Raw genomic sequence first — 24,557 nt, forward strand, 5'->3', positions numbered from 1 at the left:
AACAAGCGGATGATCGTCATGGACGACATCTACGACGAGTTCGTCGCCGAGCTGACCCGCCAGGCCGCCGCGCTGGTGCCCGGCGACCCGTCCGCCGAGGACGAGGGCACCTACGCCCCGATGGCCTCCCGCGCCGCCGCCGAGCACCTGGCCGCCCAGCTCCGCGAGGCCGTGGACGCCGGGGCGACCCTGCACACCGGCGGGACCCTCGCCGAGGGCCCCGGGGCGTACCTGGCCCCGGCCGTGCTCACCGGGATCACCCCGGACATGGCCGCCCACCACCAGGAGCTCTTCGGCCCTGTGGCCGTGGTCTACCGGGTGGCCGACGACGACGAGGCGCTCGCCCTGGCCAACGACACCCCCTACGGCCTCGGCGGGGCCGTCTTCAGCACCGACCCCGACCGGGCGCGCCGGGTGGCCGAGGGCCTGGACTCGGGCATGGCCGCCGTCAACGCCGCCGAGGCCGAGGGCGCCGAGATGCCCTTCGGCGGGGTCAAGCGCTCCGGCTACGGCCGGGAGCTCGGCCCGCTGGGCATGGACGAGTTCGTCAACAAGCGGCTGCTGTACGTCAACGACCGGCCCGCCGGGCAGGACTGACCACCGGCGCCCGTCACGGCTCCGACGCCCTCGTCCCGTTCCGTCCGCTCCACGCACCACCCCGCGCACCCGCCCCACCCCGCTCACCCACCCCTTGGAGGACCACCCATGACCCCCCGCAGGACCACCGCCCGCGCCGTGCTCGAGACGCTCCGCGGCTACGGCGTCGACACCGTCTTCGGCATCCCCGGGACCCACTCGCTCGAGTTCTACCGGCCGCTGCGGGAGCTGGGCATCCGCGCCGTGACCACGCGCCACGAGCAGGGCGCGGCGTACGGCGCGGACGGGTGGAGCCAGGTCTCCGGGCTGCCGGGGGTCGTCATCACCACGTCCGGGCCGGGCCTGCTCAACTCGCTGTCCGGGGCCGCCACGGCCTACGCCGAGTCCCGGCCCATGATCCTGCTCTCCCCGGGCCGGCCCGTGGGCCACGACTTCCGGGACATCGGCTCGCTGCACGAGACGAAGAACCCGTCCGCCGCCGTGGACGCGATCGTCGGCCGCAGCCGCCGGGTGACCAGCGGAGCGGAGGCCGTGACCATGGTCCACGACGCCTTCCGGGACTTCGCCCACTCCCGTCCGCGGCCGGTGCACATCGAGATCCCGCTGGACGTGCTGGAGGCCGAGCTCGACTACACCGACCGGCAGGTGGCGCCGCGCCCGCTCGGCGCCCCGCAGCCGGCCCCGGTCGAGGACGTGCACCGCGCCGCCGAGGCGCTGCGGGCGGCCGAGCACCCCGTGATCCTCGCCGGCGGGGGCTCGCTGGCCGCCGGCGGGAAGCTCCTCGAGCTCGCCGAGCTGCTGGAGGCCCCGGTGATCACCACGACCAACGGCAAGGGCGCGATCCCCGAGCGGCACCGCCTGGCACTGGGCGCCGACCTGCGGCTGTCCACCGCGCACGAGTTCCTGCGTTCGGCCGACGCCCTGCTGGTGATCGGCTCGAAGGTGGGCGAGGCGGAGCTGTGGGGCGGGGACATCACGCCCCGGGGGCCGGTCGTGCGCGTGGACATCATGCGGGACCAGATGCTGTGCAACCTCGACCCGGACATCGAGCTGCCCGGCCACTCCGCGGCCGTGGTCCCGCAGCTCCTCGAGGCGATCGGCCCGCTCGCTCCGCGCCCCGCCCGCGACCTCACCGAGGTCTTCGCCCGGCTCGACGACGAGGGCCGCCGCACCGCGCCGGAGCTCGCCGCGCTCAACGAGACGATCATGGCCGTGGTGCCGGAGGACACCATCATCGGCGGCGACTCCTCCCAGGTCACGTATCTGGGCTCCACCACGTTCTTCCGCGCCCAGCTCCCGCACTCCCTGCTCTACATGGGGACCTACGCGACCCTCGGCTACGGCCTGCCGGCCTCGATCGGGGCGAAGCTCGCCGCCCCGCACCGGCCCGTGCTGTGCCTCGTGGGCGACGGCGCCCTGATGTTCTCGGTCCAGGAGCTGATGACCGCCGTGGAGCTCGGCGTGGACCTGCCCGTCGTGTGCGTGGACAACGGCGGCTACGGCGAGATCCGGCAGAACATGACCGACCGGGACATCGACCCGCTCGCCGTGGACCTGCGGCAGCCGGACTGGGCGGCGCTGGCGGAGGCCTTCGGGGCGGTCGGGCTCGAGGCCACCCGGGAGAACCTCGCCGAGAAGGTCGTCGAGGCGCTCGCGGTGAAGGGCCCGAGCCTCGTGCACCTGCGGCTCTGAGCCGGCAGCCCGGCGCATCACGCGGCGGTCTCGATCGGCGCAGAGTTCTCCCGGAGGCTCCGTGGAGGATCCGCAGAATCGGGTGTCGCCCCTGGTGAAGGCTCAGAAAGCATGCTTACGGTGGATAGGCACGCAGCCGGATCCCGGTGCCTCGTCACCGATCCACCGGACCGGCGACCATGGCCAACACCAGGAGGCACATCATGAGCACGCGTGAACACCGGAGCACCCGCAGGGCCGCCGCGAGCGTCCTCGCCGTCGCCGCGCTCGGACTCGCCGGATGCGGCAACGGCGGGTCCGAGACGGGCACCGACGTCGAGGACGTCCAGGAGAGCGAGGTCATGGAGTCCTCGCCCGCCCCCCAGGAGAGCGCGGAGACCCCCGCGGACGTCGTCGCCCCGTACAACGGCGCCTACACCCAGGACTTCGCCGACGACCAGGCGCTCTACGAGGGCCAGGAGGTGACCCTCACCGGCGAGGTCGAGGACGTCGTCTCACCGAACGCGCTGCAGCTCTCCGACCCGAACGACGTGGAGCTGGGCTCGCTGCTCGTGCTGCACGATTCCGCCCTGCCGGAGCTGGAGGACGGTGCCCTGGTGGAGGTCACCGGCACGCTCCAGGCCTCGCTGGACGTGGCCGCCGCCGAGGAGGACCTCGGCGTGGACCTCGGCGACGAGCTCTCCGACATGGAGGGCGAGAGCTACGTCGACGCCTCGAGCGTCACCGTGACCCAGCAGGAGGAGTGAGGCCGCACCCCGTCACCGAGGGACCAGGTCCGGCGGAGCGTCCTGAGCGCTCCCCGCGTCCCGGCCCCTCGGCCTGCCGGGGCGCGACCGCTCAGCGCGCGTCCGTTCGGCGCGGGACCTGGTCCTCCGGCAGCTCGGCGACCGGGGCGAGGACCACGTCCTGGATCTTCCAGTCCAGGTCCGTGCACCGCCGCCGGGCTGCCGCGAGCTGATCGAGCGTCGGCAGCGCGCCGGCCACGGGGACCAGGAATCCCTCGACGTGGAAGACGTGGCCCTCGTCGCGGACCCGGACGCCGACGTCGAGCACCCACGGCTGCTGGCGCAGCACCGTCTCCACCTCCTGGATGAGGGGGTGGGGCACGGCGTCGTCGTAGGTCGTGGCCCGGGAGTCCATGAGGTCGGCCACGGAGCCCCGGAGGTTGCTGACGCCGTCCGCGACGATCGAGGTGGAGACCACGAGCGCCGCAACCGCGTCCGCCCACCACAGGCCCATCCCGATGCCCAGGACGCCGGCGGCCGTGGCGAGCCCGGTCATCCAGTCCGCCTTGTTCATGTCGGCGTCGGCGAAGAGCACCTTGTCGTGCAGCTGCTCCGCCAGCTTCGTCTTCATCCGCCCCAGGACCACGGGCGGGATGCTGGAGGCCACCATGACGGCGACCATGGGCCAGCCCGCCCACACCGGGACGCCGAGGACGGTGAGCACCCCGATCGGCGGCCGGTCCCCGGTCAGCAGCGCCGTCCCGGCGTCGGCCACCAGGGAGGCCCCCATGCCCAGCAGCGCGACCGCCGCCACGAGGTGGCCCACGCCCACGGCCCGGTGGTAGCCGTAGGGGTGCCGCGCGGTGGGCGGCCTCCGGGCGAGCCGGGCGGCCACCAGGAACGCGATCGGCGGGAGGAGGGAGAGCATGTCCTCGACCCAGGCGGTCCGCATGGCCTGGGACTGACCGGCCACCAGCCCCACGGCCGCGATGATGAGCACGAGCACCCCGATGGTGGTCCACTCGAGGCGCACCGCGCGCCGCAGCGTCCCCGACTGCTCCTCGGTGAGCTCGGTCGCCCCGAACCTGGCCGCCTCCGGTGCGCGCCTCACCGTCCCTCCTCCCGTGCCACGAGGAACGTCTCCAGCTCGGTGAGGAAGCCGTTCTCGCCCAGCCGGGTGGCGAGCACGAGCTTCTCGGTGCGGCCGTCCCAGGTCCGGATCTCCGTGTGCGGGCGGGTCAGGGCCGCGTGCTGCTCCCACGGGGAGTCGGCGGTCAGGCCCGCGACGACGACGTCGAGGTCGCCGCCCTCGAGCGAGCGGATCAGGTGGCTCTCGCTGCCGGGGTACCACACGACCTCGGCGTCGACCCGCTCGGCGAACTCCTCGACGAGCTCGACCTCGAGCCCGGAGGGCCGGCCGCTGTCGGCGACCTCCGTCCAGGGCGGGCTCTCCGAGACCCCGGCCCGCAGCTCACCGCCGCGCACCCGCTCCAGGGTGCCCTCCGGGTCCCTCGGGAACCCGGGACCGCACCCCGTGGCCAGGACCGCGAGCAGCGCGGCCACCGCGAGCGAACGTGCGATCACCGACATCGCACCACGACCTTCCCGAGCACCGGAGCGGTCCCCGCGGACCGCTGCTCTCCGGGATCAGCATACGGACCGTCCTCGTCGGCCCGGCGGGGCGTCGTCACCGGCCGGCCCGGGTGAACCGTCCCGGCCGTGCGCCGGCGCCACGGCGCCCGCCCCCGCGTCCCGGCACGTGCCGGAAACACCCGGTGCACCTGTCCGAAACACGGGGCTCCTACGGTGACGACTGTCCCCGATCGCCCGCAGCCCCGAGGAGAGCCGTGCACCTGACACCCCGTGAGCAGGAGAAGCTGCTGGTCGTCGTGGCCGGGGACCTCGCGCGCCGCCGCCGGGACCGGGGGCTGCGGCTCAACCACCCGGAGGCCGTCGCCCTGATCACCGCCGAGCTGCTCGAGGGCGCCCGGGACGGCCGGACCGTGGCCGAACTCATGTCCTGGGGGTCCACGGTCCTGGCCCGGGCGGACGTCATGGAGGGCGTGCCGGAGATGATCCACGCGGTCCAGGTCGAGGCGACGTTCCCGGACGGCACCAAGCTCGTCACCGTCCACGACCCGATCCGGTGACCCCGTCCGCCGCCCCGACCGTCCCGGCCCCGAAGGAGCACCCGTGATCCCCGGAGAGTACGTCCTGCGGCCCGAGCCCGTGCTGATCAACGCCGGCCGGCCCACCACGGAGCTGGACGTGGTCAACCGCGGTGACCGCCCCGTGCAGGTGGGCTCGCACTTCCACTTCGCCGAGGCCAATCCGGGGCTGGAGTTCGACCGGGCGGCGGCCCGGGGCTTCCGGCTGGACGTCCCCGCCGGAACGGCCGTGCGCTTCGAGCCCGGCGACCGCAAGCGGGTCCGGCTCGTGGCCCTGGCCGGGCGCCGTGCGGTGCACGGCCTGCGCCGCCTGGTCGAGGGCCCCCTCGACGCGCCCGGCACCGGTGCCCCCGGGGACAGTGGTCCCGGGGCCGGTGCTCCCGGGACCGCCGGCACGGGGCAGGAGCGGGCATGAGCCACGAGATGTCCCGAGCCCAGTACACGAGCCTCTACGGACCCACCACCGGGGACCTGGTGCGCCTGGCGGACACCGAGCTGTTCCTCGAGGTGGAGCACGACCGCACGGTCCCCGGGGACGAGGTGGTCTTCGGCGGGGGCAAGGTGATCCGGGACGGCATGGGCCACAACGGGCGGCTGACCCGGGACGACGGCGTGGTGGACACCGTGGTCACCAACGCCGTGGTCCTCGACGCCTCCGGGATCTACAAGGCGGACGTCGGCATCCGGGACGGGCACATCAGCGGGATCGGCAAGGCCGGCAACCCGGACGTCATGGACGGCGTCGACATCCTGATCGGCGCCTCCACCGAGGTGATCGCCGGCGAGGGCCGGATCCTCACCGCGGGCGGGATCGACTCCCACATCCACTTCATCGGCGCCGACCAGATCAGCACGGCCCTGTCCTCCGGGATCACCACGATGTTCGGCGGCGGCACGGGCCCCGCCGAGGGCTCCAACGCCACCACGATCACCCCCGGCGCGTGGCACCTCGCCCGGATGTTCCAGGCCCTCGACGACTGCCCGATGAACATCGGGCTGCTCGGGAAGGGCCACGCCAGCACCCCCGAGCCCCTCGCGGAGCAGATCCGCGCCGGCGCCGTGGGGCTCAAGATCCACGAGGACTGGGGCGCCACCACCGCCGCCATCGACACGGCCCTGACCGTGGCCGACCAGTTCGACGTCCAGGTCGCCATCCACACCGACACCCTCAACGAGTGCGGGTTCCTCGAGGACACGGTGGCCGCGATCGACGGGCGGGTCATCCACACGTTCCACACCGAGGGCGCCGGCGGCGGCCACGCCCCGGACATCATCCGCATCGCGGCCCTGCCCCACGTGCTGCCGTCCTCGACGAACCCCACGCTGCCGTTCACCCGGAACACGGCGGAGGAGCACCTGGACATGCTCATGGTCTGCCACCACCTCAACCCGGGCATCCCGGAGGACGTGGCGTTCGCGGACTCCCGGATCCGGCCCGAGACGATCGCCGCCGAGGACGTGCTGCACGACCTGGGCGTGTTCTCCATGACCTCCTCCGACTCCCAGGCCATGGGCCGGGTGGGCGAGGTGGTGCTGCGCACCTGGCAGCTGGCCGACCAGATGAAGCGGCGCACCGGGCCCCTGCCCGAGGAGACGGGCCGCGGGGACAACGCCCGGCTGAAGCGCTACGTGGCCAAGTACACGATCAACCCGGCGCTCGCGCACGGGATCGCCGACGTGGTGGGCTCGGTCGAGACCGGCAAGTTCGCGGACCTCGTGCTGTGGGACCCGGTGTTCTTCGGGGTCAAGCCCCACGCCGTGCTCAAGGGCGGGCAGATCGTGCACTCCCTGATGGGCGACCCCAACGCCTCGATCCCCACCCCGCAGCCGCAGCTGATGCGGGACGCCTTCGGGGCGAAGGGCGCCGCCCCGCACGCCAACTCCATCACCTTCATGTCCCGCGCCGCCGTCGAGGCGGGCGTCGGCGAGCGCCTGGGCCTGCGCAAGCAGGTGCGGCCCGTGGGCGGTATCCGGGGCCTGTCCAAGCAGGACATGCGGCACAACGACGCGACGCCACGGATCGAGGTGGACCCCCAGACCTACGAGGTCCGCGTGGACGGCGAGCTCGCCACGTGCGAGCCCGCCGAGGAGCTGGCCATGGCCCAGCGCTACTTCCTGTTCTGAGCCCGCCACCGGTCCCGCGAGACCCCGAGAACCCCTGAAGCACCCCGAGAGGACCCGCCCGTGATCGTCGAATCCGTCCTCGGCAACCTGGCCGAGCTCACCGAGCAGGAGCGCGCGGGCCTGCACCTGGAGCGGGTCGCGCTCTCCGGGCCGGAGCTGCGCAAGCGCGTCCAGCGGGTCGTGACCGACCACGGGACCGAGGTCGGCATCCGTCTGGCCGCGCGGCGCGAGCTGCGGGACGGGGACATCCTGCACCGGGAGGGCCACGACGTCGTGGTCGTCTCGACCCTGCCCACCGACGTCCTGGTCGTCGCGCCCGCCACGATCGAGCAGATGGGCTTCGTGGCCCACTCCCTGGGCAACCGGCACCTGCCCGCCCAGTTCGCCGGCCCCGGGGCGGAGGTCGCCGAGCTGCCCGGTCACGCCGGGGTCATGGTCCTCCAGTACGACCACACCGCCGAGGCCTTCCTGCGGGACGCCGGGGTGCGCTTCGCGCGCGTCGAGCGGCAGATGGAGGTCCCCTTCCGCCATGCCGAGCACACCCACTGAGCGCTCCCCCGCGGGCGCCGCCGGGCAGCTCGCCGGGATGCTGGCCGTGCTGCAGCTGGCCGACTCCGCGCTGCCCACCGGCGCGTTCGCCCACTCCCTGGGGCTCGAGACCTACGTGGACGACGGCACGGTCCGCGACGAGGCGAGCTTCCTGGCGTGGGTCCGGCACTGCCTGCACCACCAGGTGGTGCCCGCGGAGGGCTGGGCGGTGCGCGCGGTCGCCACGGCGGCCGACGACGACGCCGTCTGGCGCGCCGACGACCTGCTCGCCGCCCAGGCCCTGCCCGTCCAGGTGCGGGACGCCGCGACCGCCATGGGCCGGCGGATGACCGGCATCGGCGCCGAGAACTTCCCCTCGCCCCGGCTGCTGGCCTACGCGCAGCGCCAGCGCGCCGGGACGAGCCGCGGCAACCCCGCCGTGGCCTTCGCGCTCGTGGGCTCCGGCCTCGGCGTGGCCTGGGAGCAGCTCGCCGCCGCCTACCTCTTCTCCGCCGTGACCTCCCTGACCCAGAACGCCGTGCGCGGCATCCCCATCGGCCAGAACGCGGGTCAGCGCGTGCTGCGCGCCCTGCACGAGGACGTGTCCCGCGGCGTCGAGCGGATCGGGCGGATGACCGACGACGAGGCCGGGGCGACCAGTCCCGGCCTCGAGATCGCCCAGATGCGCCACGCCTGGCAGCGGGCCCGCATGTTCATGTCCTGACCCGCCCGCCCCCGGACCGACCGACCGCACCGACCACACCGACCGCACCGACCCAGGAGCTCCCCGTGACCACCGCCTCCCCCGTCCCCTCCTCCGTTCCCTGCACCGGTTCCTCCTCCGTGCCCTCCACCGGTTCCTCCCCGAGCGGGCCGTCCCCGGCCGGCCGCGGCCCCGTGCGCATCGGCGTGGGCGGTCCCGTGGGCGCCGGCAAGACCCAGCTCGTGGAGCGGGTCACCCGGGCCCTGATCCACGAGGTCTCGATGGCCGCGATCACCAACGACATCTACACGATCGAGGACGCCCGGATCCTGGCCCGCAACGGCGTGCTGCCGCTGGACCGGATCGTGGGCATCGAGACCGGCGGCTGCCCGCACACCGCCATCCGTGAGGACACCTCGATGAACGAGGCCGCGATCGAGAAGCTGTGCGCCGAGCACCCGGACCTGCAGATCGTGTTCGTCGAGTCCGGCGGGGACAACCTGTCCGCCACGTTCAGCCCGGAGCTGGTCGACTTCTCGATCTACGTCATCGACGTGGCCCAGGGCGAGAAGATCCCGCGCAAGGCCGGGCAGGGCATGATCAAGTCCGACCTGTTCGTCATCAACAAGACCGACCTCGCCCCGCACGTCGGCGCCGACCTCGACGTCATGGCCGCGGACTCCGCCGTGTTCCGCAAGGACCGGCCGTTCTGCTTCACCAACCTCCGGACCGACGAGGGACTCGAGCGGATCCTCGCGTGGATCCGGCACGACGTGCTGATGCTGGACATGGTCGCGTGACCGCGGCCGCCCCCGCGACCGCTGCTGCTCCCGTGACTGCTGCCGCCGCCGGGCCGGGCGCTGGGCCGGGCGCTGGGCCGGCCACCGTCCCGACCGGGCGGCTCGAGCTGGTCCTGGCGCGCCGCGGAGAGCGGACCGTGGCCGTCCACCAGTTCCACGCCGGTGCCCTGCGCGTGCTGCGCCCGCACCACCTGGACGGGTCGGGCCAGCCGTGCTTCGTCGTCGTCAATCCGGGCGGCGGGCACCTCGGCGGGGACCGGTACGAGCTGGACGTCACGGTCGGGGCCGGCGGCAGCGCCCTGCTCACCACCCAGTCCGCCACGAAGGTCTACCGCACCCCGGCCGCTCCGGCCCGGCAGCACGTGCGGTTCGGGCTCGGCCCCGGTGCGGTCCTCGAGTACCTGCCGGACCAGCTGATCGCCTACGAGGACGCCGACTACGTGCAGTGCACGACCGTGTCGATGGACCCCTCGGCCTGCTTCGTGGCGGGCGAGGTGGTGACGCCCGGGTGGGCGCCGGACGGGACGGTCTTCCGCTACCGCGGCGTGGTGCTGCGCACCGAGGTGGTGATGGGCGGACGCACGGTGGTCCTGGACCACCTGCGGCTGCGCCCCGGGGAGGACGCCGTGGCCGGGCTCGGCTTCCTGGAGGGCCGCACCCATCTCGCGTCCCTGCTGGTCGTGGACCCGCGGGCGGACCGGGAGCTGGTGGAGCAGGTCCACGATCTGCTCGCGGCGGCGGAGTCCCGGGTGCCGGGTCTGCGCTGCGGGGTCTCGGAGCTGCCCGTGCCCGGGCTGGTGGTCCGTGCCCTGGGCCCCGGCTCCACGGAGCTCACGGACCTGCTGTTGGACGTCTCGGCGCTGCTGCGCGCGCGCTGGTCGCAAGGCCCGCGGGTGGCGCTGCGCAAGTACTGACCCGTGCTCCCCGGCCGCGCCGGAGAACGCGTGCCGATGCGAGGACATGGGATCTCAACCCGGCGGAAACGCCACCGCCACACGCCGGGACGAGGATGGAGGCATCGGTCCACGGCACGGAAAGAGGTTCCCCATGACCGCGAGCAGCAGATGGCTCCTGGGCCTGGCCCGGGTGCGGCCGGGCGACCGGGTCGAGGCCGGGGAGCGGCGGCAGCCGCGCTTCACGGGCACGGTGAGCGAGGTGGCCCCGCCGCTGGGCATCGTGTGGGTCCTGGAGGACGGCACCGGGCTGCGGCGGCTGGTGTCGGTCCGTCACCACCGCCTGCGCCGCTGCGAGCTCGCCGCCGCGGTCTGACGGCCCGGGGCGCACCGCCGTCCCCCACCCGGCCGGCCTCCCGTCCCGGCTCCGGCGCGCCCGGCCGGAGGACCGGGGGCGCGCCGGAGCAGGGCGACCGGGTGCCAACTCCCGGGCAGGGCGACCGGGTGCCAACTCCCGGGCAGGGAGAACCGGCCCGGGAAGTCCGGGTGGCGAAGCCCGGGTGGCGAAGCCCGGGTGGGGAAAACCGCAGGCGTAACAGGTGGAGAACGTCGCAGTGGGGACGGGCCCCGCGACCGTAGCGTGAGGGGCATGAGCACACCGCACGACACCCGGCCCCTGCCACCCGCCCCGTGGAGCGGCCACGAGCCCCCGCACGATCCCCGCCCCGGCACCGGGAAGCCCGACGACGCCCACGGCCCCGCCGGGTCGTCCCCGGCCACCGGCCCCGGGGTCCGGGAATGGGGACCCTGGTCCCCCCGCACCCTCTTCTTCGGCACCACCGACCTCGTGGTGGACGCAGCGCTGGGCACGCTGTGGCTGACCGCCCTGGTCTCGCTGGTCTCCGCCGGCATCGCCTCGCTCGCCGCTCTGGTGGGCGTGGTCCTGCTCGTGGCCGCGATCTACGCGGTCCGGGGGATCGAGTGGGTCGAGCGCCGCCGCACCCAGGCGGCGTTCGGACTGCACCTGCCCGCCCCGGGACGGCGCCGCTCGCCGCGGACCGACGGCTGGCGGATCGTCCACCAGTGGTGGCTGGATGTCTCCGACGCCGCGTTCTGGACGGGCCTGCTGCACCTGTTCCTCACCACGGTCCTGGGCTGGGTCGCCGTGGCCGCCCTGGCGGGCACCGGCGCCGCCGTGGCCCTGGCCTTCGCCCCCCTGTACGCGGCGCAGAACAACCCCGTCTGGCCCTCTGACGTGGTCGGGGCGTGGCCGGACTGGGCGGTCGCCCTGACGGGGATCGCCCTGGCGCTGCTGGGCCTCCTCGTGGTGGTCCTCGCCGTGGCCGCCCACCGGGGCCTGTCCCGGCTGCTGCTGCGGGTGGACGAGGCGGCGGAGCTGCGCCGCCGGGCCGCCGAGGCCGCGGCCGCCCGCGAGACCGCGGTCCGGGGCGCCCGCACCGAGCGCTCCCGGATCGAGCGGGACCTGCACGACGGCGTGCAGCCCCAGCTCGTGTCCGTGGCCATGAACCTGTCGATGGCCCAGCGGCGGATCGACCACGACCCCGCCGGGGCCAAGGACCTCATCGCGGAGGCCCACACCACCACGAAGGCCGCGATCGCCGAGCTGCGCCGCCTGGCCCGGGGCTTCCACCCGGCGGTCCTGGAGGACCGGGGCCTCGACGCCGCGCTCTCCGCCGTGGCCGCCCAGTCCCCCGTCCCGGTGGCCGTGGACGTCCGGGTGCCGCGGCTGGCGCCGGAGACGGAGGCCGCCGTGTACTTCGCGGTCTCCGAGGGCATCGCCAACATGGTCAAGCACGCCGGGGCCGGCGCCGCGTCCGTGCGGGTGGGTCTCGAGGACGACCCCGCGGGCGGCACCCGGGTGGTGGCCCGGATCGCCGACGACGGCCACGGCGGTGCCGTGGTGGTCCCCGGCGGCGGCCTGTCCGGGATCGCCGACCGGATCCGCTCCGCCGGCGGGCACTTCTTCCTCGACTCGCCCGCGGGCGGGCCGACCGAGCTGACCGTCGAGCTGCCGGTCGCCCGGGGGGCGGGATCCTGATGCGCATCGTCATCGCCGAGGACGCCGTCCTCCTGCGCGCAGGCCTCGTCCGCCTGCTCACCGAGGCCGGCCACGAGGTGGTCGCCGACGTCGACACCGCGGAGGACCTGCTGCGGGCCGTCGAGCAGCACGGACCGGACTTCGCCCTCGTGGACGTGCGGCTGCCGCCGACGTTCACGGACGAGGGCATCCGCGCCGCCGTCCTCATCCGGTCCCAGCACCCGGGGATCGCGGTGCTCGTGCTCTCCCAGTACGTCGAGGAGCGCTACGCCGCGGAGCTCATCGCCTCCCGCCGGGACGGCCTGGGGTACCTGCTGAAGGACCGGGTCGCGGACGTCGACCAGTTCCTCGAGTCCGTGGGGACCGTGGGCGCCGGCGGCACGGTCCTGGACCCGGAGGTCGTCTCCCAGCTGCTCGTGCGCTCCCGGCACCGGCAGGACCTGGACCTGCTGTCCCCGCGGGAGCACGAGGTGCTCGGGCTGATGGCCCAGGGGCTGTCCAACGCCTCGATCGCCGCGAACCTCTTCCTCACGGAGTCCTCGGTGGAGAAGCACATCCGCTCCGTGTTCACCAAGCTGGGCCTCGCGCACGAGGACGGCGGCAACCGCCGCGTCCGCGCGGTCCTGCGCTACCTCGGCTACCCGGACCCCGGGCCCGGCCACCCCACCTCGTCCCACCACTCGACCCAGGAGTTCCGGCCATGAGCACCCACCCCGAGCACCCCGCCGCCCAGGACGCCGTCAGCGGCACCGAACGCGCGGCCTGGCTCGTGCCCACCGCCGTGCTCGGCGGCATCGGCGCGCTGCTGCTGCTCGCGGGCGGCGGCGCGGCCGCCGCCGCGTCCCTGTCCGTCCAGGAGCACCGGGTGGACACCACGGTGACCGAACCCGTGGACACGGTCGTGGTCGACGGACACTCGGCCGTCGTCGAGGTCGTCACCGCCGACGTCCCCGACCTGCGCGTGGAGTCCGTGTACGCCGGGTTCCGGCTGGACAGCGCTCCGCAGCCCCGGGTGGAGAACGGCCGGCTGAGCATCGACGCCCTGCCCGCGCCGCCGTGGCCGGGCGGCCACGGGATGCACGTGCGGGTCACCGTCCCCGCCGAGGACGAGCCCGTGGACCTGCGGCTGTCCGGGGACGCCGGCGCGCTGAGCGTCGACGGCGGCTTCGGCGACGTCCGGCTCGACACCGACGCCGGTGTGATCGAGGTCAGCGGCAGCGCCCGCAGCCTGTGGGCGGCCACGGAGGTCGGCGCCGTCGAGCTCGACGGGGTCCGGGTGCGCGAGGACCTCGACGTGCACACCGAGGTCGGGACCGCCGAGCTCCGGCTCCTCGGCGAGGCCCCGCGGCGCGTGGCCGTCACGACCCGCGCGGGCGCCGTCGAGGCGGCCGTGCAGGAGGCGGACTGGTGGGCCCCGGTGGTGCCGCGCGCGGACGAGCGCGACCCGGAGGACCTGACGGCCGCCACGGTCTGCGCCGACGCCCCCGGCGACCGGCCCTGCCTGTACGTCTCCTCGGCCGTGGGTGCGGCGGAGATCACCTACGGAGGTCGTGCCTCCACCCCGGGCGGCGGGGCCGGCGAGCGGTAGACTGGACCCTGTTGTCCGGGTCGGGCGCACCGGGAGGCGGGACGGTGCGCACATCCTCCGAGGACCCCTGTGAACCCGACTGTCCCCTCCGCCACGGCCGAGCGCGCCGCCCGCACCCCCGCCGCCACGGCCCCTGCCGTCCCGGCGCCGGCCCCGGCGCCCTCCGCCCAGCCTCCTGCCGGCCGCCGGAAGACGCCCTCGTCCGGCGGCCGGTACGCCCGCCTCGTCCACCTGGCCGGGCCGGGCTTCCTGCCGATCGCCTTCGCCGCCCGCCTGCCCCTGGCCATGCTCACGGTCGGAGCCCTCACCCTGGCCACCGCCGTCAGCGGCTCCTACGTCGTCGGCGGCCTGGCCGCGGGCGCCGTCGGGATCGGCTCGGCGCTGGGCGGGCCCCTGATGGGCCATCTCGCCGACCGGCACGGGCAGCGGATCGTGCTGCTGGTCTCCGCGATCGCCCACGCCGTGGCCATCGGGCTGCTGCTGCTCACGGCCCACGCCCCCACGGGCGCGGCTGCGCCGTCCGTGCCCCTGCTCGTCGGGGCGTCCCTGCTGGTGGGCGCCACCTGCCCCCAGGTGGGCTCCCTGGCCCGGGTGCGCTGGCGGGGACTGGTCGGCGGGAACCGGCGCGAGCTGGACACGGCCCTGTCCTACGAGTCCACGGCGGACGAGCTGACCTTCGTGCTCGGCCCGGCCCTCGTGGGCCTGCTGGCCTCCCTGGTCGCCCCGTGGTCCCCCTTCGTGCTCGCGGCGGTCCTGACGCTCACGATGGTCACGTCCTTCGCCGTGCACCCCACACGCCTCGCGGTGCCCGCCGCCCCGGACGGGGACCGGCAGGAGGAGAGCCGGCCCGTCACCGCCCGGGAGCGGCTCCTCGTCCTGCTGCCCGTGCTGGGCATGGTGGCCATGGGGGCGTTCTTCGGCGCCGTGCAGAACGGCCTCAACGCCTTCGGCGGCGCGTTCGGCCTGCAGAGCGCGACCGGACTGCTCTACGCCGTGCTGGGCATCAGCTCCGCGGCCGCCGCACTGTCCGTGGCGTGGTGGCCGCAGCGCTTCGGGTCCGCGTCCCGCTGGGTGGCCGGCTCCGCCGCCATGGCCGGCCTGAGCCTGCTGTTCCTGTTGCCGGACGGGATCGGGCCGATGCTCGTGGTGCTGCTGCTCGCTGGTCTGCCCCTGGGCCCCGTCATGGTCACGATCTACACGGTCGGCGGGGACGTCGCCCGGCCGGAGCGGCTGGGGACGGTCATGACGATGCTCGCGAGCGGCGTGGTCCTGGGCTCCGCCGTGGGAGCCGCCGTGGCCGGGCTCATGGCCGAGACGGCCGGCCACCGCGGCGCGTTCGCCGCCGCGATCGGCGCGGCCTGCGCCATGGTCCTGATCAGCGCGGCGCTGGCGCTGGTGCAGCACCGGGATCGCCGACGGGCAGCACCACCTCGTTGCGGCGCAGGAACGCCGGGGTGAACGGCGGGTCGAACCGTGCGAAGCGGGCCGGCGCGACCGGGACCAGCCCCGCCGCCCGCACCGCCTCCTCCAGCCGCGCGCGGTGCTTCTCGTAGGAGGTGCGCGTCCACCGGCCCCGGTAGCGCAGGACGGCGGCGAAGCCCGCCGGCTCCACCCGGAGCCGCACCGCGGGGTCGGACGGCACGGGTGCCGTCGCGGCCGTGACGGTTGAGGGCAGCACGAAGGCGACGACGTGCGCGCCGGGGTCCTGCCCGGACGGGGACCGCTGCCACACGGGCGCCGTCATCGCGATCCCCCGGGGGCCGGCTCCGCCCTGGAGCACCGGTGCGGTCATCGGGATCTCCCGCCGCCCCTGGTTGGCGCCGCGGATGTAGCGGAACAGGAGGCCGAAGGCCGCGCTGCCCGCCTGCTCGAAGGTCCCGTCCACCTCGACCTCGGCGAGCACGTGCTCCGGGTAGTGGCGCACGTCGAAGCCCGGGAGGCGGCGGACCGTCGAGTACGGCTGCTGCTCGGTCATGGCGGCACCGTACGCCCCGGCACGGCCGGCCGGAAGGGGCCCGCGATCAGACCAGCGGCGACGTCGGCCGGTGCTCCGGGTTGCCGAGGCCCTCGCGGCCGTCGAGGTGGTCCAGGAGCTCCCGGAGCGTCTCGAGCGAGCTGACGGTCTCCGACCAGCCCGTGACCTCGCGGATCCGGGTGGTGTCCATGATCGGCACGGCCCCGGCCAGGTCGATCCAGCCCGGGTCGGTGGGCTGCAGCCGCAGCCGGTAGGTGATCGCCACGAGAGCGCGCACCAGGCCCGGCGGCACGGGCAGGACACGGCGGGCGCCGAGCACCTGCGCCACGCCGTCGGGCCCGAGCACCGGCTCGGCCGCGACGTTGAACGCCCCGCCGGCCCGGTGCCGGATCACCCGCCAGAACGCGTCGGCGACGTCGTCGGTGTGCAGCGCCTGGAAGCGGAACGTCTCGGGGAACGGCAGCACGGGCAGGCGCAGCCGGGCGATCAGGCCCTTGGGCACGAGGGCGCCGAAGAAGTAGTCCCCGATCTCCGGGGCGGCGCCCGCCTGGAACAGGAAACCGGGCCGCAGCCGGGTCACCACGATCCCGGGGTGGGCCTCCTCGAAGCGGTTGAGCAGCGCCTCCGTCTCGGCCTTCTGCACGTTGTAGTGCGAGGTCTCGACGCCGCCGACGGGCCAGGACTCGTCCACGGCCCGGTTCTTGGGGCCGGGGCTGTAGGCGCCGAGCGAGGAGGGATAGACGATCTGGGGAACGCCGGCGAGCACCACGGCGTCGAGCACGTGCACGAGGCCGTCCACGTTCGTGGCGTGCATCAGCGCGAGGTCCCGGTTCGGGCGGATGAGCCACACGAGGTGGATCACGGCGTCCGCCCCGGCCATGATCTCCGCCAGCTCCGCGGTGGACTCCTTCGCCGCGACGTCCACCGTGTGCCACTGCACGCCGACGTAGGGCTCACCGTCCCGCTCGGGTCCCTCGCGCGAGACCCCCACGATCTGCGTGACCTCCGGCGCGGCGTGCAGCCGGCGCAGCACCGCGGTGCCCACGTTGCCCGTGGCGCCCAGGACGACGATCTTCACGGTGCTCCCCCTCCGCCGGTGCCGGCCCTACTGGTCCTGGACCCGGCCGCTCTCGCCCTGCAGCCGGTCGATGTGCTTGGACGCCTCGGCCTTGGTGAGGTCCGCGGGCAGCTCCTCCCCGGCCTCCCGGGCCAGGGTGTCGAGATAGCTGCGCTGCGCGGCGGTCATGGGCTCCTCACCCGTGGCCCAGTCGTCCGGGTCCCGCTCGATCCCGCTGCCCGGTTCGGGGCTGGAGGCGCCGAGGGTCTCGTCGGGGTCGGGGGCTCCGCTCACGTTCTCAGTCATGCCCCCATGATAGTCACATCCCTTATGATTTCCGCCCGGCCCATCTCCTGCGCCGGGCCCGCGGTCCCTGCTCCTGCCGCACCGGGGCGGGAATCGGTAGGCTGGAGGACCCAGGAGACCGGCACACAGTGCCGTCACGCGGCGGACGCCCCCGAGAGCGGGGGCCGCACCCCGACCGCGAGCGAGGAGAAGCAGATGAGCGAGCAGCCGCACCGCGGCCCGGACGGCACCGCGGGCGCACGGGTCCGCTCCGAGGAGCTCGAGGCCTACATGCTCGGGCACTACATGGGCGCCCTGTCCGGGGTGCGGCTGTTCGACGAGGCGGCCCGCACCTGGTCCGGCACCCCGTACGAGGAGCGCTTCGCCGGGTTCCTGCGGGAGATCGAGAACGACATCGGCCACCTCGAGGGGATGCTCGAGCGCCTGGGCTCCGGCCGGCGCCGGGTCGCCAAGGGGCTCGGCACCGTCACCGGCATCGCCTCCCGGCTCAACCCGCTGAGCCGGATCCGGGAGCGTGCCGGCATCGCGGCCCACGGGGAGCTGGAGATGCTGCAGTCCCTGGTGGTCGTCAAGCGCAGCATGTGGGTCACGCTCCTGGAGCTCGCCCCCGCGGAGCCCCGACTCGACGCCGAGGAGCTGCGCGGGCTCGAGGCCTCCGCCGCCGACCAGTACGACCGCCTGCGCGCCGTCGCCGCGGAGACCGCACGGTCCCGGTTCCTCGACCGGGGCTGACCCGTGACCGACAGCTCCGCGACCCGTCCCCCTGGAAGCGCACCACCGTCTCCGGGCGACGACGCCCCCGGGACCACCGCCCCGGGAACAACCGCCCCGGGAACCGCTGCCGATGCCGCCTGGGCGGGCCTGCTGGCGGGCGGGACCGACCCCGTGCCGGGCCCCGGGGCGGAGCTCGTCGAGCGCTACGGACCGCTCGTGGCGCACCGCGGCCCCCTCGTCCTCGCCCAGCTGGGACAGAGCCTGGACGGGTTCATCGCCTCCCGCACCGGCCACGCCGAGTTCGTGACCGGCCCGGAGGACCGGGAGCACCTGCACCGGCTGCGCGCGCTGGTGGACGCCGTGGTCGTGGGCGTCGGCACCGTGGTCGCCGACGACTGCCGGCTGACCGTGCGCGCCGTGCCCGGCCCCCACCCCACCCGGGTGGTCCTGGACCCCTCGGCGCGGGCCCCGCTGACCTCGGCCGTGCTCACGGACGGCGCCGCGCCCACCCTGTGGGTCGTGGGAGAGCAGGCGGACGCGCCCCCGGCGCCGGGCCCGCACGTGGCGGTGCTGCGGGTGCCCGTGGGCGAGCACGGGCTGGCGCCCCGGGCCGTGCTCGAGGCGCTGGCCCGGCGGGGACTGCGGCGGGTGCTCGTGGAGGGCGGCGGACGCACCGTCTCGGGGTTCCTCGCGGCCGGGACGCTGGACCGCCTCTACCTCACGACTGCCCCCCTGCTCATCGGGGACGGGGTGCCCGGCATCCGGTTCCCCGGGGCGGACCACCTCTCCGGGGCCCTGCGCGCCCCCGTGCGCCGTTTCGTGCTCGGCGACGACCTCTGCACCGAGCTGACCTTCCGGGCCTGAGCCCTCCGCGTCCTCCGGCGCCCACCCGCCGACCCCGCCCACCCCTGGACGTCCGTCCCCCTGCGGGGAAGGCCCGTGACGGTGCTGGAGCACAGCTCACGGGTTCCGGCGACGCCCCGGACGGTGATGGTGAACGGGTCGCCGACAACCCCATGGCGGGACCCGGCAGCTCGGCGCGCTCGTCGTCGCGCAGCTCCTCCCGGGCCGGTGCGGCTCAGGCGCCCAGCCGGTCCCGCAGGCTCTTGACGTGCCCCTCGGCCTGGACGTTGTACTCCGCGGAGCTCACGGTGCCGTCCTGCTCGATGACGAAGGTCGAGCGGAGCGGGCCGGTCCGGGTCGCCCCGTTGACCGTCTTCTCCCCCCAGGCACCCCATGACCGGGCGGCCTGCCCGTCGGGATCGGAGAGCAGCCGGTAGGGAAGGTGGTACTCCTCGGCGAATCGGGACAGGGTCTCGGGGTCGTCCCCGGAGACCCCGAGCACGGTGTAGCCCCGGTGCTGGAGCGAGGCCAGGCTGTCCCGGAAGTCGCACGCCTCGGAGGTGCAGCCGGGGGTGAAGGCCTGGGGATAGAAGTAGACGATCACCTTGTGGCCGCGCAGCTCGGAAAGCCGAAGCTGATGTCCCTCATGGTCGGTCAGTGCGAGGTCGGGGGCCTGCCGGCCGGTCCGGATCTGCTGGGTCATGGGTTCTCCTCAAGGGGTGGATCGGTGGAGCGAGCCGGCGCGCTGGTCGGCTCCGGCTCCTGGAGGACGTGGTTACGGGAGGCGTCGAGCGGCCACACGGCCCACCATCGCACCGACGCAGGCCGAGGACACCGCGAGCGCCCACAGCGGTGCGGTCCGCCGGTGCCGGCGCAGGGGGCGGCTGAGGTCCGGGTCGCAGTCGATGGCGGTGTAGTCGACGAAGATCGCAGGTGCGGGCGACGGCGCGGTGTGGGTCACGGGTTCCTCCAGGATTCATACTATGGAATTCAGTTTCCACAATATGAAATTAGTATCTCCCTGGGCGCTCGTCAAGAGGGGTCACGAGAACGGACGCCCCCTCGGGGGCAGCGCCAGGAAGGCCCCTGGCCCGGAGTGCGGCACCGACCCGTCAGCCGCGGCCGGCGAAGGGCATCCCCGAGGCGGTCAGCACGAGCGAGTTGACCGTGGCGGAGGCCGGCAGCTCGGCCATCATCAGCACCGCCCGCCCGACCTCCTCGACGGGGAAGCTGGGCTCCGGGCGGAGCGACCCGTCGGCCTGCAGCGCGCCGCTGTCCGTGCCCAGCCCGGCCAGCAGCTCCGTGGCGGCGTTGCCGATGTCGATCTGCCCGCAGGTGATGCCGTACGGGCGCCCGTCCAGATCCAGGGACCTGGTGAGGCCGGTGACCGCGTGCTTGCTCGCGGTGTAGGCCGCGGACAGCGGCCGGGGCGCGCGCGCGGAGATCGAGCCGTTGTTGATGATCCGCCCGCCCCGAGGCTGCTGCTGCTTCATGATGCGGACGGCCTGGGCCGAGCACAGGAACGTGCCGGTGAGGTTGACCTGCAGGGTGCGCTGCCACTCCTCGGTGTCGATCTCGTCCGCCCCGCCGCGGGGCCCGAAGGTCCCCGCGTTGTTGAACAGCACGTCGATGCGCCCGGTCAGCTCCTCGATCCCCCGGAAGGCCGCGGACACGCTCGCGGCGTCGGCCACGTCCACCGAAACGATCCGGGCGCCCGGCGCCCCGGCGGCGGTCTCCTCCAGGGCGGCACGCCGCCGGCCGGCGAGCACCACCACCCACCCGGCCGCCAGGAAGGTCCGCGCCACAGCGCGGCCGATCCCCGAACCGGCCCCCGTCACCACGAGCACCTTCTCCTCCGCACCCGGACCGCCGTGCCGATCCCCTGCTCCATCCATGACGTTCCCTCCGTGCTCCCTCGGCATAGCCGCAACTCTCCTGCCTCGCGATGAAACTGAAGTTTCAGCCCCGGCACCTCCCTGAAAAAAATCAGTAACACGAGGATGAAACCATTGACTTCCAGCATGTGAGCCAGTTCACTATACATAGTGAAAGTTTTATTCCACAATACGAAATACAGAGAGGTGACGGGCACACTCCATGAAGCTCACCGAGTTCAACTCCCTCAGCGGGGCCCAGGCGGCCGAGGTCGTCCGGCCGGCGCTCGACATTCCGCGCTGGGTGGAGGCCGTGGTCGACGCCCGACCCTACGCCCATCATGATGCCCTGCTCAGCACGGCCCGGACGGCCGCGAAACCGTTCCGCGCCGAGGAGATCGAGAGAGCCCTGTCCCACCACCCCCGCATCGGCGAGCGGGCCGAGGGCGACCATGCGGAGGCCGGGCTGTCGCGAGCGGAGCAGTCCGCGGTCGACCCCGCGGACACCGACGTCCAGCGGCGCCTGCGCGAGGGCAACCTCGCCTACGAGGAGCGGTTCGGCCAGGTGTTCCTCATCCGCGCCGCCGGGCGCACCCCCGAGGAGATCCTCGAGCAGCTCTCCGCCCGCATGGACAACGACCCCGGGGCGGAGCAGGCCGTGGTCGCCGACCAGCTGCGCCAGATCGCCCTCCTCCGACTCGAAGGACTCGTCACCCCATGAGCTACGTCACCGCCCACGTCCTCGATTCCGTCACCGGCACCCCCGCCCACGGGATCGCCGTGGCCCTCGAGGCCGCCGACGGCACCTCCATCGCGACCGCCGAGACCAACGCCGACGGACGCGTGCCCGAACTGGGCCCAGAGACCCTGGAATCCGGCGACTACCGGATCACCTTCGCCACGGGACAGTACTTCGCCGGCCGGAACCAGCCGACGTTCTACCCGTTCGTGACGGTGAACTTCACGGTGCAGGCCGAGGAGAGGCACTACCACGTGCCGCTCCTGCTGAGCCCGTTCGCCTTTTCCACCTACCGGGGCAGTTGACCCAGGAGTCGACGGGCCCGCCCGTCTTCGACCGCCCCGAGCAGCAGAGAGCACGTCTCACACTCCAAGGAGAATCGTCATGACTGACGTCACCACACGGACGGCCACGGACACCGTCGTCCTGGGCAGGAACCAGTACGGCAAGGCCGAGAACCACGTCGTGCGCGTCGATCGCGCCACCGACCGGCACGAGATCCGCGACCTCGTGGTCACCTCGCAGCTGCGCGGCGACCTCGAGGCCGTGCATACGGAGGGCGACAACGCCCACTGCGTGCCGACCGACACGCAGAAGAACACCGTCTTCGCCTTCGCGCAGCAGTACGGCATCGAGTCGCCCGAACAACTCCTGCTCAAGCTCGCCGACCACTTCACCGGCGAGTTCGAGTGGATCACCGGAGGCCGCTGGGCCGCCCAGGAGTACGCCTGGAACCGGATCGACGACCACGACCACTGCTTCGTGCAGAACAAGGACGAGGTGCGCACCGCGGTGGTCGTGGCCGAGGGCGGGTCCCGCACCGTCATCTCCGGCTTCAAGGACCTCACGGTCCTGAAGTCGACCGGGTCCGGCTTCGCGGGCTACCCCAAGGACAAGTACACGACGCTGCCCGAGACCGAGGACCGCATCATGTCCACGGACGTGGCCACCCGCTGGCGGTACAACACCACCGACGTGGACTACGACGCCGTCTACGCGGACGTCAAGAAGATCATCCTGACCAAGTTCACCGACCACTACTCCCGGGCGCTGCAGGAGACCCTCTACCTCATGGGCAAGGCCGTCATCGAGGCCCACCCGGAGATCGACGAGATCAAGTTCTCCTGCCCGAACAAGCACCACTTCGTCTACGACCTCGGCTTCTGCGACCTGCCGAACAACAACGAGACGCACTACGCCGCGGACCGTCCCTTCGGCCTGATCGAGGCCACCGTCCAGCGCAAGGGCGCGCCCGAGAACGAGCAGGCCTGGATGGGCATCGCCGGCTTCTGCTGAGCGGCGCTCCACCCGGCGCCGCCCACGGCGGCGCCCCCGGGGTCCGTCGTCGCCGGCCGTGCACGACGACGACGGACCCTCGCCACACCCTCCTGCGGCCGGCGCGACCGCCGCCCGCCCGTCCGGCACTCCTGCCGCGACCGCCGCGCACCGCGCACCTCTCCACGTCCTCGCTCCGCCCCGGTCCCGTCCCGACGCCGGCACCGGGTCTCTCCCGTCACCAGGATCCCTAGGAGAACACCATGGCCAGGTCACGCACCGCCGAGCCGCCCACCACCACCCGCGCCCGCCCCGAGGACGAGTACCTCGGCGCGGGCGCCAGCCTCGGCTACGGGCTGCAGCACGTGCTCACCATGTACGGCGGCATCATCGCGCCGCCGCTCATCATCGGCGGGGTCGCCGGCATGACCCCGCAGGAGCAGGGTCTGCTCATCGCGGCCTCGCTGTTCGTGGGCGGGCTCGCCACGGTCCTGCAGTCCTGGGGCTTCAAGTTCTTCGGCTCGCAGCTGCCGCTCGTGCAGGGCACCTCCTTCGCCGGCGTGGCCACCATGACCGCGATCGTCCAGAGCGGCGGCGGCATCCAGGCCGTCTTCGGCGCCGTCATCGTCGCCTCGGTCGTCGGCTTCCTCATCACCCCGTTCTTCGTGAGCATCATCCGCTTCTTCCCGCCGGTCGTCACCGGCGTGGTGATCACCTCCATCGGCCTCACGCTGTTCCCGGTGGCGGCCCGCTGGGCCATGGGCGGCAACGCGCAGTCCCCCGAGTACGGCTCGGTCGGCAACATCGCCCTGGCCGGCCTGACCCTGCTGATCATCATGCTGCTCTCCAAGCTGGGCAGCGCCGCCATCTCCCGGCTCTCCATCCTCATCGGCCTGGTGCTCGGCACGGCCGCGGCCGCGGCGCTGGGCATGGCGGACTTCAGCCAGGTGCTCAGCGGCGACATCTTCGCCGTCCCGCAGCCACTGGCCTTCGGTCCCCCCGTGTTCGAGGTGGCGGCCATCCTCTCGATGTTCATCGTCATCCTCGTGACCCTCACCGAGACCACCGCCGACATCATCGCGGTCGGCGAGATCGTCGACACGAAGGTCGACAAGAAGCGCATCGCCGACGGCCTGCGCGCGGACATGGCCTCCTCCGCCCTGGCCCCCCTCTTCAACGGCTTCACCCAGAGCGCCTTCGCCCAGAACGTCGGGCTCGTGGCCATCACCGGCGTCAAGAGCCGCTTCGTGGTCACGGCCGGCGGCCTCATCCTCGTGACCCTCGGCCTGCTGCCCGTCCTCGGGCGGGTCGTCGCGGCCGTCCCGCCGCCCGTGCTGGGCGGGGCCGGCATCGTGCTCTTCGGCAGCGTGGCCGCCTCCGGCATCCGCACCCTGGCGAAGGTGGACTTCGGCAACGGCGCCAACCTGATCATCGTGGCCACCTCCCTCGGCTTCGGCATGCTGCCCATCGCCGTGCCCGAGATCTACGCGAACTTCCCGGCCTGGTTCGAGACGATCTTCCACTCCGGCATCAGCTCGGCGGCCGTGATGGCGATCCTGCTCAACATCCTGTTCAACGAGTTCCGCGCCGGTAACCCACCGCGGGGCACCGGCTCCGTCTTCGCCAACGCCCCGGTGCGCGCGGTGCGCTACGAGAGCATCGAGCACCTCCAGGACCACCTCCAGGAGGGCGACACGGTCAGGAACGGCAAGCTCGTGGACTGCGACGGCAACGAGGTGCCCGTCATCACCGCCGCCGGCGAGATCATCGACACCAGGGTCTGCAAGCCCCAGGACGGCTCCGGCGGCTCGTCCGCGCACTGACCCACCGGGCGGACCTCCACCGGTCTTCTGCGGCGCCGGGGATCCCTGCGCCGCAGAAGGCCGGTCGGACGTGC

Annotated in this window: 29 protein-coding genes; 21 read left to right on the forward strand and 8 right to left on the reverse strand. The window is 73.7% G+C overall.

All coding sequences use genetic code 11. The annotated features are described in order from the left end of the window. The 3 genes from QYM41_RS11255 to QYM41_RS11265 form a co-directional block, all read left to right on the forward strand. Positions 1-597 (forward strand): aldehyde dehydrogenase family protein (locus QYM41_RS11255; protein WP_368799825.1); only part of this gene is annotated, 597 nt, incomplete at its 5' end. Positions 598-705: 108 nt separating this feature from the next. Then, entirely contained in the window at positions 706-2,289 is a 1,584-nt protein-coding gene (locus QYM41_RS11260; RefSeq protein ID WP_368799826.1) for a thiamine pyrophosphate-binding protein, read from the forward strand. A 203-nt stretch (positions 2,290-2,492) separates the two neighbouring features. After that, the gene (locus tag QYM41_RS11265; RefSeq protein WP_368799827.1) at positions 2,493-3,035 is read left to right on the forward strand and encodes a hypothetical protein; all 543 of its coding nucleotides are present in this window, start codon (positions 2,493-2,495) and stop codon (positions 3,033-3,035) included. A 91-nt stretch (positions 3,036-3,126) separates the two neighbouring features. Here QYM41_RS11265 and QYM41_RS11270 read toward each other — a convergent pair whose 3' ends face one another. Continuing rightward, positions 3,127-4,125, reverse strand: coding sequence for a cation diffusion facilitator family transporter (locus tag QYM41_RS11270; protein WP_368799828.1), 999 nt, complete (start codon positions 4,123-4,125; stop codon positions 3,127-3,129). Then, positions 4,122-4,604 carry a transporter substrate-binding domain-containing protein gene (locus QYM41_RS11275; RefSeq protein ID WP_438612591.1) on the reverse strand — a complete coding sequence of 161 codons (483 nt, stop codon included), beginning with the start codon at positions 4,602-4,604 and terminating at the stop codon, positions 4,122-4,124. Before QYM41_RS11275 ends, QYM41_RS11270 begins: the two co-directional genes overlap by 4 nt. Positions 4,605-4,861: 257 nt before the next feature. Between QYM41_RS11275 and QYM41_RS11280 the strand changes: the two genes are divergently transcribed. The 12 genes from QYM41_RS11280 (at position 4,862) to QYM41_RS11335 (ending at position 15,335) form a co-directional block, all read left to right on the forward strand. Beyond that, positions 4,862-5,164: an urease subunit gamma gene (locus QYM41_RS11280; RefSeq protein ID WP_368799830.1), complete on the forward strand. Its 303-nt coding sequence runs from the start codon at positions 4,862-4,864 to the stop codon at positions 5,162-5,164. A gap of 43 nt (positions 5,165-5,207) precedes the next feature. Next, positions 5,208-5,597: an urease subunit beta gene (locus tag QYM41_RS11285; protein WP_368799831.1), complete on the forward strand. Its 390-nt coding sequence runs from the start codon at positions 5,208-5,210 to the stop codon at positions 5,595-5,597. Beyond that, the gene (gene ureC, locus QYM41_RS11290; RefSeq protein WP_368799832.1) at positions 5,594-7,306 is read left to right on the forward strand and encodes an urease subunit alpha; all 1,713 of its coding nucleotides are present in this window, start codon (positions 5,594-5,596) and stop codon (positions 7,304-7,306) included. Before QYM41_RS11285 ends, ureC begins: the two co-directional genes overlap by 4 nt. Before the next feature lie 60 nt (positions 7,307-7,366). Continuing rightward, on the forward strand, positions 7,367-7,855 hold the full coding sequence (gene ureE, locus QYM41_RS11295; RefSeq protein ID WP_368799833.1) for an urease accessory protein UreE: 489 nt from the start codon (positions 7,367-7,369) through the stop codon (positions 7,853-7,855). Continuing rightward, on the forward strand, positions 7,836-8,558 hold the full coding sequence (locus QYM41_RS11300; RefSeq protein ID WP_368799834.1) for an urease accessory protein UreF: 723 nt from the start codon (positions 7,836-7,838) through the stop codon (positions 8,556-8,558). The genes ureE and QYM41_RS11300 overlap by 20 nt, the downstream gene beginning before the upstream one ends. A gap of 119 nt (positions 8,559-8,677) precedes the next feature. After that, the gene (ureG, locus tag QYM41_RS11305) at positions 8,678-9,337 is read left to right on the forward strand and encodes an urease accessory protein UreG (RefSeq protein WP_368799994.1); all 660 of its coding nucleotides are present in this window, start codon (positions 8,678-8,680) and stop codon (positions 9,335-9,337) included. Between the two features lie 32 nt (positions 9,338-9,369). After that, positions 9,370-10,251, forward strand: a complete 882-nt coding sequence (locus QYM41_RS11310; protein WP_368799835.1) for an urease accessory protein UreD — start codon at positions 9,370-9,372, stop codon at positions 10,249-10,251. 133 nt (positions 10,252-10,384) lie between these two features. Continuing rightward, entirely contained in the window at positions 10,385-10,606 is a 222-nt protein-coding gene (locus QYM41_RS11315) for a hypothetical protein (protein WP_368799836.1), read from the forward strand. Between the two features lie 273 nt (positions 10,607-10,879). Continuing rightward, positions 10,880-12,289: a sensor histidine kinase gene (locus QYM41_RS11320; protein WP_368799837.1), complete on the forward strand. Its 1,410-nt coding sequence runs from the start codon at positions 10,880-10,882 to the stop codon at positions 12,287-12,289. Next, a complete protein-coding gene (locus tag QYM41_RS11325; RefSeq protein WP_368799838.1) occupies positions 12,289-12,993 on the forward strand; it encodes a response regulator transcription factor in 705 nt (234 codons plus the stop codon). Before QYM41_RS11320 ends, QYM41_RS11325 begins: the two co-directional genes overlap by 1 nt. Further along, positions 12,990-13,877 carry a hypothetical protein gene (locus QYM41_RS11330; protein ID WP_368799839.1) on the forward strand — a complete coding sequence of 296 codons (888 nt, stop codon included), beginning with the start codon at positions 12,990-12,992 and terminating at the stop codon, positions 13,875-13,877. The genes QYM41_RS11325 and QYM41_RS11330 overlap by 4 nt, the downstream gene beginning before the upstream one ends. A gap of 69 nt (positions 13,878-13,946) precedes the next feature. Beyond that, on the forward strand, positions 13,947-15,335 hold the full coding sequence (locus QYM41_RS11335) for an MFS transporter (RefSeq protein ID WP_368799841.1): 1,389 nt from the start codon (positions 13,947-13,949) through the stop codon (positions 15,333-15,335). Here QYM41_RS11335 and QYM41_RS11340 read toward each other — a convergent pair. From QYM41_RS11340 to QYM41_RS11350, 3 genes are read right to left on the reverse strand one after another with little or no spacing between them, the layout of a single operon-like run. Continuing rightward, positions 15,253-15,852, reverse strand: coding sequence for an SOUL family heme-binding protein (locus QYM41_RS11340; RefSeq protein WP_368799843.1), 600 nt, complete (start codon positions 15,850-15,852; stop codon positions 15,253-15,255). The two genes, QYM41_RS11335 and QYM41_RS11340, sit on opposite strands and share 83 nt — an antisense overlap. A 46-nt stretch (positions 15,853-15,898) precedes the next feature. Then, positions 15,899-16,930: an NAD-dependent epimerase/dehydratase family protein gene (locus tag QYM41_RS11345; protein ID WP_368799845.1), complete on the reverse strand. Its 1,032-nt coding sequence runs from the start codon at positions 16,928-16,930 to the stop codon at positions 15,899-15,901. Positions 16,931-16,957: 27 nt separating this feature from the next. After that, positions 16,958-17,215, reverse strand: a complete 258-nt coding sequence (locus tag QYM41_RS11350) for a DUF3072 domain-containing protein (protein WP_368799846.1) — start codon at positions 17,213-17,215, stop codon at positions 16,958-16,960. Positions 17,216-17,410: 195 nt separating this feature from the next. Between QYM41_RS11350 and QYM41_RS11355 the strand changes: the two genes are divergently transcribed. Both QYM41_RS11355 and QYM41_RS11360 read left to right on the forward strand, forming a co-directional pair. After that, a complete protein-coding gene (locus QYM41_RS11355; protein WP_368799847.1) occupies positions 17,411-17,947 on the forward strand; it encodes a hypothetical protein in 537 nt (178 codons plus the stop codon). A gap of 3 nt (positions 17,948-17,950) precedes the next feature. Next, complete coding sequence (locus QYM41_RS11360) at positions 17,951-18,793, forward strand: RibD family protein (RefSeq protein WP_368799848.1); 843 nt, start codon at positions 17,951-17,953, stop codon at positions 18,791-18,793. A 214-nt stretch (positions 18,794-19,007) separates the two neighbouring features. Here the strand turns inward: QYM41_RS11360 and QYM41_RS11365 are convergent, their stop codons facing one another. The 3 genes from QYM41_RS11365 to QYM41_RS11375 form a co-directional block, all read right to left on the reverse strand. Continuing rightward, positions 19,008-19,475: a peroxiredoxin gene (locus QYM41_RS11365; RefSeq protein ID WP_368799849.1), complete on the reverse strand. Its 468-nt coding sequence runs from the start codon at positions 19,473-19,475 to the stop codon at positions 19,008-19,010. 72 nt (positions 19,476-19,547) lie between these two features. After that, positions 19,548-19,733, reverse strand: a complete 186-nt coding sequence (locus QYM41_RS11370) for a hypothetical protein (protein ID WP_368799850.1) — start codon at positions 19,731-19,733, stop codon at positions 19,548-19,550. 151 nt (positions 19,734-19,884) lie between these two features. Next, positions 19,885-20,667, reverse strand: a complete 783-nt coding sequence (locus tag QYM41_RS11375) for an SDR family oxidoreductase (protein WP_368799851.1) — start codon at positions 20,665-20,667, stop codon at positions 19,885-19,887. 202 nt (positions 20,668-20,869) lie between these two features. Here QYM41_RS11375 and uraD point away from each other — a divergent pair, with 202 nt between their 5' ends. The 4 genes from uraD to QYM41_RS11395 all read left to right on the forward strand — a co-directional run bounded on the left by uraD (position 20,870) and on the right by QYM41_RS11395 (position 24,483). Further along, positions 20,870-21,367 carry a 2-oxo-4-hydroxy-4-carboxy-5-ureidoimidazoline decarboxylase gene (uraD, locus tag QYM41_RS11380; RefSeq protein ID WP_368799852.1) on the forward strand — a complete coding sequence of 166 codons (498 nt, stop codon included), beginning with the start codon at positions 20,870-20,872 and terminating at the stop codon, positions 21,365-21,367. Continuing rightward, complete coding sequence (uraH, locus tag QYM41_RS11385) at positions 21,364-21,690, forward strand: hydroxyisourate hydrolase (protein WP_368799853.1); 327 nt, start codon at positions 21,364-21,366, stop codon at positions 21,688-21,690. Before uraD ends, uraH begins: the two co-directional genes overlap by 4 nt. Before the next feature lie 79 nt (positions 21,691-21,769). Continuing rightward, entirely contained in the window at positions 21,770-22,681 is a 912-nt protein-coding gene (gene pucL, locus QYM41_RS11390) for a factor-independent urate hydroxylase (protein WP_368799854.1), read from the forward strand. A gap of 242 nt (positions 22,682-22,923) precedes the next feature. Further along, entirely contained in the window at positions 22,924-24,483 is a 1,560-nt protein-coding gene (locus QYM41_RS11395; RefSeq protein WP_368797219.1) for a nucleobase:cation symporter-2 family protein, read from the forward strand. Positions 24,484-24,557 lie beyond the last annotated feature (74 nt).

It is taken from the genome of Kocuria oxytropis, assembly GCF_040981195.1.
GTDB classification, from domain to species: Bacteria; Actinomycetota; Actinomycetes; order Actinomycetales; family Micrococcaceae; genus Kocuria; species Kocuria oxytropis.

What these genes read in the sequence shown, in the direction of transcription:
- QYM41_RS11365 (WP_368799849.1), bottom strand. Translation starts at nt 19,475, where the DNA reads ATGACCCAGCAGATCCGGACCGGCCGGCAGGCCCCCGACCTCGCACTG.
- QYM41_RS11395 (WP_368797219.1), top strand. Translation starts at nt 22,924, where the DNA reads ATGGCCAGGTCACGCACCGCCGAGCCGCCCACCACCACCCGCGCCCGC.
- QYM41_RS11315 (WP_368799836.1), top strand. Translation starts at nt 10,385, where the DNA reads ATGACCGCGAGCAGCAGATGGCTCCTGGGCCTGGCCCGGGTGCGGCCG.
- QYM41_RS11275 (WP_438612591.1), bottom strand. Translation starts at nt 4,604, where the DNA reads ATGTCGGTGATCGCACGTTCGCTCGCGGTGGCCGCGCTGCTCGCGGTC.
- QYM41_RS11330 (WP_368799839.1), top strand. Translation starts at nt 12,990, where the DNA reads ATGAGCACCCACCCCGAGCACCCCGCCGCCCAGGACGCCGTCAGCGGC.
- QYM41_RS11260 (WP_368799826.1), top strand. Translation starts at nt 706, where the DNA reads ATGACCCCCCGCAGGACCACCGCCCGCGCCGTGCTCGAGACGCTCCGC.
- QYM41_RS11265 (WP_368799827.1), top strand. Translation starts at nt 2,493, where the DNA reads ATGAGCACGCGTGAACACCGGAGCACCCGCAGGGCCGCCGCGAGCGTC.
- QYM41_RS11355 (WP_368799847.1), top strand. Translation starts at nt 17,411, where the DNA reads ATGAGCGAGCAGCCGCACCGCGGCCCGGACGGCACCGCGGGCGCACGG.
- QYM41_RS11325 (WP_368799838.1), top strand. Translation starts at nt 12,289, where the DNA reads ATGCGCATCGTCATCGCCGAGGACGCCGTCCTCCTGCGCGCAGGCCTC.
- QYM41_RS11350 (WP_368799846.1), bottom strand. Translation starts at nt 17,215, where the DNA reads ATGACTGAGAACGTGAGCGGAGCCCCCGACCCCGACGAGACCCTCGGC.
- QYM41_RS11300 (WP_368799834.1), top strand. Translation starts at nt 7,836, where the DNA reads ATGCCGAGCACACCCACTGAGCGCTCCCCCGCGGGCGCCGCCGGGCAG.
- ureC (WP_368799832.1), top strand. Translation starts at nt 5,594, where the DNA reads ATGAGCCACGAGATGTCCCGAGCCCAGTACACGAGCCTCTACGGACCC.
- uraD (WP_368799852.1), top strand. Translation starts at nt 20,870, where the DNA reads ATGAAGCTCACCGAGTTCAACTCCCTCAGCGGGGCCCAGGCGGCCGAG.
- QYM41_RS11340 (WP_368799843.1), bottom strand. Translation starts at nt 15,852, where the DNA reads ATGACCGAGCAGCAGCCGTACTCGACGGTCCGCCGCCTCCCGGGCTTC.
- pucL (WP_368799854.1), top strand. Translation starts at nt 21,770, where the DNA reads ATGACTGACGTCACCACACGGACGGCCACGGACACCGTCGTCCTGGGC.
- QYM41_RS11375 (WP_368799851.1), bottom strand. Translation starts at nt 20,667, where the DNA reads ATGGATGGAGCAGGGGATCGGCACGGCGGTCCGGGTGCGGAGGAGAAG.
- uraH (WP_368799853.1), top strand. Translation starts at nt 21,364, where the DNA reads ATGAGCTACGTCACCGCCCACGTCCTCGATTCCGTCACCGGCACCCCC.
- QYM41_RS11320 (WP_368799837.1), top strand. Translation starts at nt 10,880, where the DNA reads ATGAGCACACCGCACGACACCCGGCCCCTGCCACCCGCCCCGTGGAGC.